This window comes from Maribacter sp. C-4077 (assembly GCF_055378385.1).
Genome location: NZ_AP038807.1, coordinates 1,863,196 through 1,876,668 on the forward strand (window position 1 = coordinate 1,863,196; position 13,473 = coordinate 1,876,668).

Genomic DNA, 13,473 nt, shown 5'->3' on the forward strand with positions numbered 1-13,473 from the left:
AAATATTCATTCTTATGTTATTGAATTTTATAAGCTTGGAAAAAAACCATAAGCCCCAAATTCATTATTGTCTTTTTTAAATGGGTGTATTAAAAGCTTTTCTTTAAATTTAGGGTTGACTAATTCAAAGAACTGAAAATGAAATCCAAGTACTCTTTTATGGGCCTCGTGGCCCTTTTCCTATTGCTACTGCCCAGTACAACAGAGGCACAACGTAGAAGTAAATCCAATAGCGCAACTGTTTCCTATCCAGAGGAATTGTACTCCAGCCTTGAATATCGGGGTATAGGGCCTTATCGCGGTGGTAGATCGGCTGCCGTTACCGGCGTGCCGGGAGAACCCAACCTTTACTATTTTGGAGCCACGGGTGGAGGGGTCTGGAAGACCTTGGATGGCGGTCGAACCTGGGAAAATATTTCCGATGGATATTTTGGCGGAAGTATCGGTGCTGTGGAGGTGGCAAAAAGCGACCCGAATGTAATCTACGTGGGCGGTGGCGAAAAGACCCTAAGGGGAAACGTTTCTTCAGGTTATGGCATTTGGAGAACCGTAGACGGCGGTAAAACCTGGGAAAAGGCCGGTTTGGAAAAGAGTAGGCACGTGCCTAGGATCAGGGTACATCCCACGGATTACAATACGGTATACGCCGCAGTATTGGGGGATATCTACAAACCGACAAAAGAAAGGGGCATCTACAAAAGTACCGATGGTGGCGACACTTGGAGACAAGTACTTTTCGTAAACGAACAGGCCGGTGCGGTGGATTTGACCTTCGACCCAAACAACCCAAGAATTTTGTACGCTTCTACGTGGCGTGCCCAAAGAACCCCATACAGTCTAAGTAGTGGAGGGGAAGGATCCGCCCTATGGAAAAGTACGGACAGTGGTGAAACTTGGAACGAGATATCCAAGAACGAAGGTTTTCCAAAGGATACCTTGGGAATCATTGGGGTAGCGGTTTCGCCCAAGAATTCTGAAAGGGTTTGGGCCATTGTCGAAAATAAGGAAAAGGGCGGTTTGTACCGTTCCGAAGACGGTGGTAAAAAATGGTCCTTGGTCAATAGCGACCGAAACCTGAGACAACGTGCCTGGTACTATACCCGTGTCTATGCGGATACCCAGGATGAAGATGTAGTGTATGTTCTGAACGTAAGCTATCACAAATCCATGGATGGGGGAAAAACATTCAAATCCTTCAATGCCCCGCATGGAGACCATCATGATCTTTGGATTTCTCCAGAAAATGGCCAGCGGATGATTATTGGGGATGATGGGGGTGCCCAAATTTCCTATGACGGAGGGGAGACCTGGAGTACCTATTACAACCAGCCTACAGCTCAATACTATCGGGTGACTACGGACAACCATTTTCCATACCGAATTTATGTAGCGCAACAGGATAATTCCACACTTCGTGTAAATCATAGAAGTGATGGTTCCGCTATTACTGAGGACGATTGGGAGGAAACCGCCGGTGGGGAATCCGCCTGGATTGCCGTAGACCCGGAGAATGATGATATTGTTTACGGTGGTAGCTACGATGGCTTCCTTACCCGCGTGAACCATGAAAAAGGCACCGTTAGGGGCATCAATGTATGGCCGGACAATCCCATGGGTGCAGGGGCGGAGGCGATGAAATATCGTTTTCAATGGAATTTCCCCATTTTGTTCAGTAGGCATGACCCCAATAAATTATACACTTTTTCCAACCATGTACACATGACCACGAATGAAGGCCAGAGTTGGGAAGTGTTGAGTGGGGATCTTACCAGGAACGACCCAACAAAATTAGGTTCCAGCGGTGGGCCCATAACCCAGGACAATACCAGTGTAGAGTACTATTGTACCATTTTCACTGCCAATGAAAGTCCGTTGAAGGAAGGCTTGTTGTGGGTAGGTAGTGATGACGGATTGATCCATGTGTCCAAAAATGGGGGCGAGACTTGGGAAAATGTTACTCCTTCCAATATGCCGGAGTGGAACATGATCAATAGCATTGAACCTTCAGCTTTTGATGAGGGTACATGTTATGTGGCCGCTACCCGATATAAATTGGGCGATTTCCAGCCCTACCTATACAAAACAACGGACTATGGCCAAACATGGACCAAGATTACCAATGGCATAAATGAGGAACACTTTACACGTGTAGTGCGGGAAGACCCCAAAAGAAAAGGCTTGCTGTATGCGGGAACGGAAACAGGTATGTATATTTCCTTCGATGATGGGGCGAACTGGAAATCTTTCCAGATGAACCTGCCCATCGTACCCATTACGGATTTGACCATCAAGGACAATAATTTGATTGTGGCCACCCAGGGACGCAGTCTATGGATCATTGATGATTTAACGGTACTACATCAATTGGATGAAAGCAAGAAATCATCGGAACATATTCTGTATAAACCCAAGGATTCCTATCGTACGAAAGGGAGGGCAACAAGCAGTCCTTCCAAAACATCCGGACAAAACCACCCTAACGGTGTGGTGACCCATTTTTACTTGAAGAATCTCAGTGAAAAGGATAGTGTTCATCTAACTTATACCTCCATGGCAGGGGATACCTTGGCCACTTATAACAACTATACAAAAGAAAAGGACCGAAAACTAGAAGTAAAGAAAGGCGGGAATACCTTTGTTTGGGACACTCGGGGTAAGGGTGCCAAATTGTTGGACGGTATGATACTTTGGTGGGCCAATTTGGATGGGCCAAAAGCGGTTCCCGGTAACTACAAGGTACATTTGAATGTCAATGGGAATTCCAGTATGCAGGAGTTCAAAATTGTCCCAGATCCGCGGGCGGAGGCATCGGTAGCCGATATGCAAAAACAGTATGACTTTATTACCGATATCAACACGACCATAGATAAGGCCCACAAGTCCATTGAAAAGATCAGGAACGTAACGGCCCAATTGGATGCATTCACTAAGCAGTATGCAGATAACGAATCCACTAAGGAACTTATCGAAAAGGCCAAAAAGATGAAGGAAAGTTTGGGCGAGGTGGAGAAGGCCTTATACCAGACCAAGAATAGGAGTCGGCAAGATCCTTTGAACTTCCCCATTAAGTTGACCAACAAATTGGGACATTTGAATAGTTTGGTGGCGATTGATGACTTTCCTCCCACGGAACAGGACATTGCCGTTAAGAACGAGCTTACGGCCGCTATCAACAAGGAATTGGACAAGTTTGACGCTGTGATGTCGAATGAGCTAAAAACGTTCAATACATCCTTTAACGATTTGAACTTGAACTATTTGTTTGTTGAGTAATATAAGGTGTTATTCTATTGATCTGTCACTTCTAGCGGCCTATCCAGAGTGTACTCAAAGGGGGGGGCGAGAAGTTAAAAAGGCATCAAAAAACTAGAAATTAAATGAAAAGATTACTTGTGATTTTATTCACCCTTGGAGCAACGGGAACCTTTGCCCAATTGGCCAACGAGTATTTCAAACCGATGAAATACCGTAATATAGGACCCTTTAGAGGTGGGCGTTCGGTTACGGCAAGCGGGGTTATCGGTGACCCGATGACATATTATATGGGCACCACTGGTGGCGGACTTTGGAAGACCGAGACCGCCGGTCAGAAATGGGAAAACATCTCCGATGGTTATTTCAAAACCGGTTCCGTAGGCGCCGTAGCCGTTTCAAAATCGAACCCCAACATTCTATACTGCGGTATGGGCGAGCATGCCCCAAGGGGAGTGATGACGTCTTATGGTGATGGTGTGTATAAATCCACCGATGCCGGTAAAACATGGCAACATGTAGGATTGGAAAAGACGCAGCATATCTCGCGTATCATCATTCATCCAACCAATCCGGATATTGTCTATGTAGCCGCCCAGGGAGCACTTTTTGAAGGGAATCCAGAAAGAGGAATCTACAAATCCATCGATGGGGGGAAAACTTGGAAAAACACCCTTTTCGTGAACAATTTGACCGGGGCGGCAGAACTTTCTATGGATGCCAATTACCCTGAAATCATGTACGCGGCCATGTGGGAGCACCAACGCAAACCCAATATAGTAATCAGTGGCGGGGAAGGCAGCGGACTCTACAAATCCACCGATGCCGGAGAGACCTGGAAAAAAATCCACGAAGGCCTTCCAGAGGAAAAAGGAAAAATGGCCATAGCTGTTAGCCCTGCTAATTCAAATAAAGTGTACGCCTTGATCGAAAGCGATTCCAATGCTGACAAGGGCGGACTTTTCGTCTCCAATGATGCAGGGGAATCCTGGTCCATGGTGAGTGGTGATAATAGACTGGTACAGCGTGCTTGGTACTACATTGAAGTATTTGCGGACCCCAATGATGAGGATACCGTGTATGTGTTGAGTGCGGCCATGTTCCGTTCCGAAGACGGCGGGAAGACTTGGGAAACCATTGATGTACCGCATGGGGATACGCACGATTTGTGGATAAACCCTGATAATTCCAAAAACATGGTGCTGGCCGATGACGGAGGGGCTACCATTACCTTTGATTATGGTAAAACTTGGTCAGCGCAGGACAATATGCCAACAGCGCAGTTTTATAGAATAAGTGTCGATAACCTGTTCCCATACAATATTTACGGTGGGCAGCAGGACAATACTTCGGTGCGAATCGCCAGTTTGTCCTTGGGAAGGGGCGGTATAACGGAGGAGGACTGGACCTATTCCGCCGGTGGTGAAAGTGCCTTTTTGGCCTTTGACCCAGATAATCCAAGATATGTGCTGGGCGGCAGTTATTTGGGTACTATCGAAGTGCTTGATACGGAAACCAAGAGTTCTACCAACATTATGGCAGCCCCCATACAGTATTTGGGAAGGGAAGCCAGGAACATGAAATATTTGTACAACTGGAACGCCCCGATCATTGGTTCCATCCACGAACCTGGTACGTATTATCATGGCGCGCAATTGGTTTTACGCACACGCGATATGGGGCTTACCTGGGAAGAAATCTCTCCTGATCTAACACGCGATATCGATGCCAAGCAAGGTAACGGTGGCGGACCTTACACCAATGAGGCGGTAGGTGCGGAAAACTACGGAACCCTGGCCTATATGATAGAATCGCCGCATGAAAAGGGAGTGTTCTGGACGGGAAGTGACGATGGATTGGTACATATTACCAAAAATGGTGGGGAAACTTGGGACAATGTAACCCCAAAAGGACTGAGCGAATGCTTGATCAATGCCGTTGAGGTATCACCTCATGACCCCGCTACGGCGTACATCGCCACCACCCGATACAAGTTCAACGACTACACACCGGCCCTTTACAAAACAACCGACTATGGAAAAACCTGGACCAATATTAGTACTGGTATCCCTTACGGGGCCTTTACAAGGGTGGTTCGGGAAGATGAAAATAGGAAAGATTTATTGTATGCGGGTACGGAACTCGGTATGTACATCTCTTGGAACGGAGGCAAAACATGGGAGCCCTTTCAGTTGAATTTACCGGTAACCCCTGTGTTGGATTTAAAGGTGCATAGAGGGGATTTAATCGTGGCGACCTCGGGACGATCTTTCTGGATTTTGGACAATATCAATACCATTAGCCAGTTTGAACCAACCAAAAAGGGCCTGAAATTTTTGAAACCAAATGCGGCCTACGCAGGATTTTGGGGAAGTCCCATGAGCAGCAATGCCAAGGAGGTTACTGCCACGGATGCCTTTGACGGGGTCAATCCGGCGAACGGTATGGTGCTGTATTACGAATTGCCAAAATTGAATGATTCCACCAAGCTTACCATGGAAATCAAGGATTCCAAAGGGAAATTGATTCGCAGTTTTAGTTCGGAAAAGGATAAAGACTATATACCACATAACGGTGGGGGAGCCCCTCCGGCCCCTGTATTGCCAAAAAATGAAGGCTTGAATCGGTTTGTATGGGATATGGGCCATTCGATCGTTCCGGGAATTCCAGGCGTGTATATAGAGGCCAACTTTAGGGGACACCAGGCAATTCCTGGAACGTATACCATAACACTTACTATGGATGGGCAGACGGTAACCACACAAGGTGAGATCAAACCAATTCCAACCATTGAAATGAAACCGGGACAATTTGAGGAGTACGATGTGTTAATGGGCGAAATGGAACAGAAGATTACCGAGATGCATAAAATGGTCAATACCCTTTTTGAGGTTCAGAAAGACCTAAAGGAAGTGTTGAAGGAAATCGAGGATGAAACCTTAAAATCAAAAGGTGAAGCACTGTTGGAAAAAATGAAGGCGTGGGATGCCGATATGGTCCAAAGAAAGTCTCAGGCCTATGACGATGTGGAGAATTTCCCCAACAAATTTACGGCGGAATATCTATTTCTCTTGAATCAGACCAGCGGTAGTATTCCACGGGTAAACAAATCCAATATGGATAGAAAACAGGAATTGGATAAGCAATGGATACCTTTAAAGGCCAGAGGAGAAGCCTTGCTAAATACAGATATTCCGGCGTATAACAAAGCACTTTGGGAAGCGGGTATTGGGGCTTTAAATCCGAAGTAGTTTATTAATTGTTCTTTCTTTTTGAACGTTTCAGGTTTTGTTTTGTATCCGTTTTATTAGTGAGTTAGTGGGATGGTGAGTTAGTGAAATCCTTGTGGAAATAATAAGTGTTTGAACTTGAACTTGACTCTTGTATTTGAATTTGTGTTTGAGTTTAATAGAATATGACCGAATATTATAATTATATAAAAGCCCTGCACCTGATTTTCGTGATTACGTGGTTCGCGGGGCTTTTTTACATCCCAAGATTGTTCATTTATCATATTGAAGCGCAACAAAAACCAGCGGTAGAGCGAGAAATATTGAGTGCCCAGTTCAAGTTGATGGAAAAGCGGCTGTGGTATATCATCACGTGGCCATCGGCGGTCTTGGCTACTGTGTTTGCCATTTGGTTATTGATCTTAATGCCCCAGTGGTTGCAACAACCTTGGATGCATATTAAATTGGGGTTTGTACTGTTGCTGATTGTGTATCACTTAAAAAATCACCTCATATTTAAAAGATTCCAGCAAGATGATATCAAATACTCCTCAAATTACATGCGCATATGGAATGAAGGGGCTACACTTATCCTATTTGCAGTGGTCTTTCTGGTTATATTGAAAGGTACTTTTAACTGGATTTTTGGCGTAGTCGGAATCATTGTTTTGGGAGTCCTTTTGATGCTGGGAATCAAGCTCTATAAGCGAATACGTCAATAATGATATTTCCTATGTTAAAAGACTACCTATAATCACTTTGAAGGGTGCTTATTATTCCTGTCACTGGATATACCTTTTCAAAATTGAAATATTCCGCTTTCGAAATTAATTTTCGTTCCAAATGTCATGTGTGGTCAACCATGAACCATCTGACTGTCGTCTTAAAATATTTAAATATTTGGAGGAAGTTGTTATAGTTTCCCCACCTTTCTTCGGTGTCGCTTTGACAATAGCTTCACCTCGGCCATAGGCCATGTTTCCTGAAACCTCCACTTCCTCGTAGTAACTATCCAATTCAAGGTTAAAATTATCAAAAAGACCTTGATAATATGCCTCTATCGATTCTTGTCCAATCTGTACATTTTTATTAGGTGCCATGAGTATAGCATCTAGAGTAAAATAAGAAGCAATTGTCTTAGCATCCGATTGATTAAAAGCTTTAGCCCTTTCTTTGCTCAAATTTTCAATCTCAACAATTGCTTTGCTATGTTCGTTTTGAGCAAAAATTGAGGTAAAGACAAGTAAGCTCAAAATATGAGTAAGTTTTTTTCTCAATGTTTTTTGAGTTATAATTACCATTTTTGATGACATATTTTTACGATTTCATTTAATTATTAATTCATTTACAATCTTAAAACTCTTTTCTGAAAAACTCGAATGTATTCTGATAATTGGAGCGTATCAAACGTCTCTTTAAAAATATAAACAATAACACTTGGATGGAATTTTATATGGAATAATTCGAATTGTAGCTTACAATCTTCAATCAATACGATGTACGAACTATCTTAGGTTTTCTGTACCTAGTGAATTGGTTGTAATTGTTATTTGAATTTATTTTTTCCGTTTGGCTTTAACTTGAGATTTGCGCTTGAACTTGATTTTGAACCCGCTTTGGTGCGATATTTGCTAACTTTGAACGAAATGCCCAGCTTTTGTTAAGTAGATTTTCTTTACGGTCGCGCATCTTCGTATCAATGATATTATTGGTACTGATCGCTTCCGTGCTTATATTGGCCGTTACCATCTATCAGTTTAGGGAAATCAACAGGGATTACCATGAAAACAGAATGGAGCGGAAGGAAGAGCAGATTAGGCAGAGCATCGACTTGACCATTCAAAAGACCACCTATCCGGTCACTACAGAGAATCTTGGTCTCATTTTCAAGGAGGAAATTTATGAGATCGCCGTGGTGCAGAACATGAACTTCAACATTTATAGTTTGGAGGGTGAATTGATCAAAAGCTCACGCCCAAAATTTGAGAACGACCCTATTTCCCTTTGTTTAGATCCGGAAATCCTAAATCAGCTCGATGCCAGCGTTGATAAAAGATACGTGGAGCGCAACAAGGCGGCCGGCGACCAGTATCAGGCTTCCTATACGTATATCGCAGACCGACAATTCAAGCCTATCGGGATATTGAATTTGCCTTATTTTGAGGATAATTCATTCAATGACAAGGAGTTGAACGAGTTTTTGACCCGTTTGGGAGGGGTCTATTTTCTGATGTTCCTTTTGGCCATAGGACTGGCCTATTTCATTTCCAAATATATCACCAGGTCCCTGGAAACCATCAGTGATATGATGGAGCGTACGGACCTTACCCGCAGGAACGAGAAGATCCATTTGGAAAAGCCCGGTGAGGAAATAGAGAAATTGATTTCCTCCTACAATGCCATGATCGATGAATTAAGCCTGAGTGCGGCAAAATTAGCAAAAAGCGAGCGGGAACAGGCCTGGCGCGAAATGGCCAAACAGGTTGCGCATGAAATTAAAAACCCGTTGACACCCATGCGTCTGAGCGTTCAAAGTTTTCAGCGAAAATTCGACCCCAACGATCCTGATATTGCCGAAAAGGTGGCGGAGTATTCCAAAACGCTCATTCAGCAGATCGATACCATGAGCAGCATTGCTTCGGCCTTTTCAAGTTTTGCGGAAATGCCGGCGCAGCAGAACGAAACCCTCAACGTGGTAAAAATCGTGAAACTGGCCCTGGATATCTTCAATGAGGAGTACATCCACTTTATTGCGGAAGAAGAGGAAATCATCGCCAAATTGGATCGCACCCAGTTGATACGCGTGGTAACCAATTTGGTAAAGAATGCCATACAGGCCATACCGGAGGAACATGACTCCCCTAGGATTTTGGTTTCGGTTGCAGTAGATGGGGAAATGGTAAAAATTTCGGTGGCCGATAATGGAATCGGTATCGGAAAGGAAGTAGAGGACAAGATTTTCGAACCCAAGTTCACCACCAAGACCAGTGGAATGGGGCTCGGCCTAGGTATGGTAAAGAACATCGTGGAAACCTATAAAGGAACCATAAATTTCACGTCCCAACCCGGGAAAGGCACGGTTTTTTGTGTTAAATTCCCAAGAGTAGCAAGTATGAGGACCATAAAATAAAAAGCAAGGAATATGTCTTACGAAACGATACTGGTAACCATTGAAGAATCGATTGCGACCATCACCATCAATCGGCCAAAAAAGCTAAACGCCTTGAACCGGGAGACCATTCAAGAACTGCATGAGGCCATATCGGAGCTCGAGGAGGATGCTGATGTAAAGGTGCTTATCATAACCGGTAGCGGGGAGAAGGCCTTTGTGGCAGGGGCCGATATTTCAGAGTTCGCCGATTTTTCGGTAAAAAAAGGAAAAAAATTGGCTGCCAAAGGGCAGGAACTGTTGTTCGACTTTGTGGAGAACCTTTCCAAACCGGTCATTGCCGCGGTAAACGGTTTTGCCTTGGGCGGTGGTTTGGAACTGGCCATGGCCTGTCATTTTCGGGTGGCAAGCGATAACGCCAAAATGGGCCTTCCGGAGGTGTCCCTTGGCGTGATTCCCGGTTATGGGGGTACCCAGCGCCTTCCCCAACTGGTAGGGAAGGGAAGGGCCATGGAAATGATCATGACCGCAGGAATGATTTCTGCTGATCAGGCTAAAAATTACGGCTTGGTAAACCATGTCGTAACACAGGAGGAGCTTTTACCACTGTGTCATAAGATTGCCGAAAAAATCTGTAATAATTCCTCCGTCGCCATATCCCATGCAATAAAAGCGGTAAATGCGGGTTTTATGAATACTGTTAACGGCTACGAGCAGGAAATTGAGGCTTTTGGGGCATGTTTTGGAACGGATGATTTTGCAGAGGGCACCTCGGCATTTTTAGAAAAAAGAAAAGCTGATTTTCCGGGTTCGTAGGTAAAGCGAACTGACCATGTTTAGAAAAATTTTCCTAGTACTTTTTTTGGCGACACTAAACCTTTCCGTTGCCCAAAAGGCCGATGTTGCGTATAACATTGGCGAAAAATACAATGACAAGTACAAGTATTCCAATCTATTGGCCATTGCGGACGATGGCCAGGGCGGAACGGTCATCGTTAGGGCCTACTACACGGGAATCGTGCTAAAACCAAAAGGGTATTTCATTGAACATTACAATGAGGATTTGGAACTGCTTTCCGAATTCAACTATAAGCTGAAAAATGCCAATTTTGTGGATGCATATATCAAGAACGGTCAGGCATACTTACTTTTTCTGGAATACAATTTCGACAGAATGGCCTATGAATATCAAGTTCATAGAAGTCCGTATACGGATTATCAGTTCACCAAGGAGACTATTTTGACCATCCCATCGGATCCCGTGGCGGAGCCGCTGGACAGGAATTACTACAATAGGAATTTCTCATCGGGGTTCACTACATCGGTGTTGTTTAACAATGAGAAATCGGCCTTTGCCATCACTACCCATTTTAAAAAGGGTAAGAACAACCAGCACTATATCCATGTTTTTGATGCCGGACTGAACAAATTGATGGAACATGATTTTTCGGCAGAAGTCGAAGAAAAAAATTATGCCTTTGAGACGATCACCTTCTCGGAAGACTTTAGCAATGTATACTTGGTAGGAAAGGCCTATTTCAAGAAAAAACGTTTCAATGCCACGGAGCGCAAGTTCCAATATGAAATGGTACGCGTTTCCAGTACTGGGGGTACAACGCAGTCGTTTTACACGCCGGGCAAGTTTCCAGAGGCCCTTAAACCTATTTTTAAGGGCAAGGAATTATTGTGTCTCGGTTTCTTTGCCGATAGAAAGGATAACCGATATAACGGCATCTCCTACTTTAAAATGAATCCGAGGACCTTGGAAATCGAAAGTCAAAAGTTCAATCCGTTCTCAGAACAGTTCATGATGGATAAATTTGGTAGGGAAGACGATAAGACGTTGAAAAACTTGGTATTCAAAGGAATGAGCATAACATCCAAGGGTAATATTTTGTTCAATGCCGAAGAGTATTTTACCAGTACCAGTACACAGGCAAACAGCAGTGGTGGTAGGGTGTTGGTCACCAGATATCACCACAACGACATCGTAAGCGCCAAACTGAGTGGTGAGGGCGACTTGATCTGGGCCAGAAATATCAATAAGACCGAAGTTACCCAAGGCGATGGGGCCTACGCCTCCTACAGTTCCCTCACGAAGGACGATACTACCTACTTTTTCATTAGTACCTCGGCCGAAAACCCACAGCAGTTAAGTGACGAACGCATCATGTTTAAACAGGGTTTGAGCAGGAACAGGAACGTGTTTTTGATCAAGTTGGATGAAAATGGGCGCATGAATTATGAAAAGGTCATCGACGATACCGATGCCCGCTTGCCCCTAATGGTTTCCAAACCCTATATTGACAAATTGCATGACGAGATCCTATTCTATGCGAAACGCGGCTCCAAAAAACAATTGGTACAAGTAGCTGTTAAATAATATTATTTAATGGATATATTCCATATTTTTGGAATAAATCCATTAAAATGAATAATTCCCCTATAAAAGGAAGGGGGGCACAGGAAAATACGCCCAACAAATTCCTTCAACATAGTTATGAGACTCGGGACGATTTTCTGGAGTTTTGCCGATTGGAAGGTGAAGCGGCCGATAAAAACAAAACCCAGTATATTCCCATTTTTCCAAAGACGATCGTCAACGAAGTAACGAGCCCGGATGTAGGGATGCTATATTCCATGAACCCCTATCAGGGCTGTGAACACGGCTGTGTCTATTGCTATGCAAGAAATAGCCACGAGTACTGGGGTTACAGCGCCGGATTGGATTTTGAGCGAAAGATTCTCGTTAAAAAAGATGCACCAAAATTATTGGAGGCAAAGCTAAGAAGCAAATCTTGGAAAGCCTGTACCATTGTGCTTTCTGGTAATACCGATTGTTATCAGCCTGCGGAACAGGAATTCAAATTAACGCGGGCCTGTTTGGAGGTCTTTTTGAAATACCGACATCCCGTGGGCATCATCACAAAGAATGCCTTGATTTTAAGGGATTTGGACCTTCTAAAGGAACTGAACAACTACGGCTTGATTGGGGTGAATGTTTCTATAACTTCCTTAAGGGAGGAGACCCGACGGATTTTGGAACCGAGAACCGCCTCCATACCCAAAAGGCTGAAGGCTATAAAAGTATTGTCCGATAACGGCATTCCCGTGAATGCGATGTTGGCACCCATCATTCCGGGAATCAATAGCCATGAGATCATAGATTTGGCCAAAGCCGTTTCGGAAAATGGGGCGGTATCCTTCGCCTTTACGGTGGTGAGATTGAACGGTGCCATTGGCGGTATTTTTACCGATTGGATTCGTAAGACCCTACCCGATAGGGCGGACAAAGTACTCAACCAAATCAAGGAATGTCATGGAGGTACCTTAAACGATAACCGTTTTGGCATACGGAGTAAGGGAGAAGGCAAGATTGCCACCCAAATCCACGATATGGTCAGGCTTGCAAAACGCAACTACTTTAAGGACAAAAAGTTTCCTGCCTTGAATACGGAATTACATGAACAATACAAGACCGCTCAGTTGAGTCTTTTTTAGGGGTTTTAAATACTACTGTGACAAGCGTGACGCTTGTCCAGGGGTTCAGGCACAAGCAAGATGCTATCACCAGCGGGGGGGTATAAATCCGTCCCACCAGTTACCTATTGTTTCAGCATTCCACCAAATAATTGACTTTTCACAAGCTTTACTTGTTAGTGCCAAATCACCGATTTCTAGAATATATTGCATTCCACCACGACCTGCAGTGTTATATAAGTCGTCTGATTTAACTTCTGGATGCAACTCACTAAAATTGCCAACAATGCCTTGTTGTAAATCGCTTTGCATCATACTAAGAATCCATCTTATAGGCTGTATACTTCCTTACAGAAATTGTTGAAATTTCGACTGTATGGGTTGCTTAGGGTTATTAAAAAA

Annotated in this window: 9 protein-coding genes; 7 read left to right on the top strand and 2 right to left on the bottom strand. The window is 44.0% G+C overall.

Annotation, left to right across the window (positions count from 1 at the left end; translation table 11 throughout):
- Positions 1 to 138 precede the first annotated feature (138 nt).
- From ACZ41C_RS08015 to ACZ41C_RS08025, 3 genes are all read left to right on the top strand, one after another.
- Positions 139 to 3,273: a WD40/YVTN/BNR-like repeat-containing protein gene (locus tag ACZ41C_RS08015; RefSeq protein ID WP_464565432.1), complete on the top strand. Its 3,135-nt coding sequence runs from the start codon at positions 139 to 141 to the stop codon at positions 3,271 to 3,273.
- A 104-nt stretch (positions 3,274 to 3,377) separates the two neighbouring features.
- On the top strand, positions 3,378 to 6,503 hold the full coding sequence (locus ACZ41C_RS08020) for a VPS10 domain-containing protein (protein WP_464565434.1): 3,126 nt from the start codon (positions 3,378 to 3,380) through the stop codon (positions 6,501 to 6,503).
- A 164-nt stretch (positions 6,504 to 6,667) separates the two neighbouring features.
- Complete coding sequence (locus ACZ41C_RS08025; protein WP_464565436.1) at positions 6,668 to 7,204, top strand: CopD family protein; 537 nt, start codon at positions 6,668 to 6,670, stop codon at positions 7,202 to 7,204.
- A gap of 105 nt (positions 7,205 to 7,309) precedes the next feature.
- Here the strand turns inward: ACZ41C_RS08025 and ACZ41C_RS08030 are convergent, their stop codons facing one another.
- Complete coding sequence (locus tag ACZ41C_RS08030; protein WP_154917593.1) at positions 7,310 to 7,795, bottom strand: YybH family protein; 486 nt, start codon at positions 7,793 to 7,795, stop codon at positions 7,310 to 7,312.
- Between the two features lie 386 nt (positions 7,796 to 8,181).
- On the opposite strand from ACZ41C_RS08030, the gene ACZ41C_RS08035 reads away from it, so the two are divergent.
- From ACZ41C_RS08035 to ACZ41C_RS08050, 4 genes are read left to right on the top strand one after another with little or no spacing between them, the layout of a single operon-like run.
- Entirely contained in the window at positions 8,182 to 9,612 is a 1,431-nt protein-coding gene (locus tag ACZ41C_RS08035; protein WP_464565438.1) for a sensor histidine kinase, read from the top strand.
- 12 nt (positions 9,613 to 9,624) lie between these two features.
- Positions 9,625 to 10,407, top strand: coding sequence for an enoyl-CoA hydratase/isomerase family protein (locus ACZ41C_RS08040; RefSeq protein ID WP_464565440.1), 783 nt, complete (start codon positions 9,625 to 9,627; stop codon positions 10,405 to 10,407).
- A 16-nt stretch (positions 10,408 to 10,423) separates the two neighbouring features.
- Positions 10,424 to 11,974, top strand: coding sequence for a hypothetical protein (locus ACZ41C_RS08045; protein ID WP_464565442.1), 1,551 nt, complete (start codon positions 10,424 to 10,426; stop codon positions 11,972 to 11,974).
- A 47-nt stretch (positions 11,975 to 12,021) separates the two neighbouring features.
- A complete protein-coding gene (locus ACZ41C_RS08050) occupies positions 12,022 to 13,092 on the top strand; it encodes a PA0069 family radical SAM protein (protein WP_464565444.1) in 1,071 nt (356 codons plus the stop codon).
- Between the two features lie 66 nt (positions 13,093 to 13,158).
- On the opposite strand, the gene ACZ41C_RS08055 is transcribed toward ACZ41C_RS08050, so the two are convergent.
- On the bottom strand, positions 13,159 to 13,386 hold the full coding sequence (locus ACZ41C_RS08055; RefSeq protein WP_464565446.1) for a hypothetical protein: 228 nt from the start codon (positions 13,384 to 13,386) through the stop codon (positions 13,159 to 13,161).
- Between the last annotated feature and the right edge of the window lie 87 nt (positions 13,387 to 13,473).

What these genes read in the sequence shown, in the direction of transcription:
- ACZ41C_RS08020 (WP_464565434.1), top strand. Translation starts at nt 3,378, where the DNA reads ATGAAAAGATTACTTGTGATTTTATTCACCCTTGGAGCAACGGGAACC.
- ACZ41C_RS08015 (WP_464565432.1), top strand. Translation starts at nt 139, where the DNA reads ATGAAATCCAAGTACTCTTTTATGGGCCTCGTGGCCCTTTTCCTATTG.
- ACZ41C_RS08055 (WP_464565446.1), bottom strand. Translation starts at nt 13,386, where the DNA reads ATGATGCAAAGCGATTTACAACAAGGCATTGTTGGCAATTTTAGTGAG.
- ACZ41C_RS08030 (WP_154917593.1), bottom strand. Translation starts at nt 7,795, where the DNA reads ATGTCATCAAAAATGGTAATTATAACTCAAAAAACATTGAGAAAAAAA.
- ACZ41C_RS08050 (WP_464565444.1), top strand. Translation starts at nt 12,022, where the DNA reads ATGAATAATTCCCCTATAAAAGGAAGGGGGGCACAGGAAAATACGCCC.
- ACZ41C_RS08040 (WP_464565440.1), top strand. Translation starts at nt 9,625, where the DNA reads ATGTCTTACGAAACGATACTGGTAACCATTGAAGAATCGATTGCGACC.
- ACZ41C_RS08035 (WP_464565438.1), top strand. Translation starts at nt 8,182, where the DNA reads ATGATATTATTGGTACTGATCGCTTCCGTGCTTATATTGGCCGTTACC.
- ACZ41C_RS08045 (WP_464565442.1), top strand. Translation starts at nt 10,424, where the DNA reads ATGTTTAGAAAAATTTTCCTAGTACTTTTTTTGGCGACACTAAACCTT.
- ACZ41C_RS08025 (WP_464565436.1), top strand. Translation starts at nt 6,668, where the DNA reads ATGACCGAATATTATAATTATATAAAAGCCCTGCACCTGATTTTCGTG.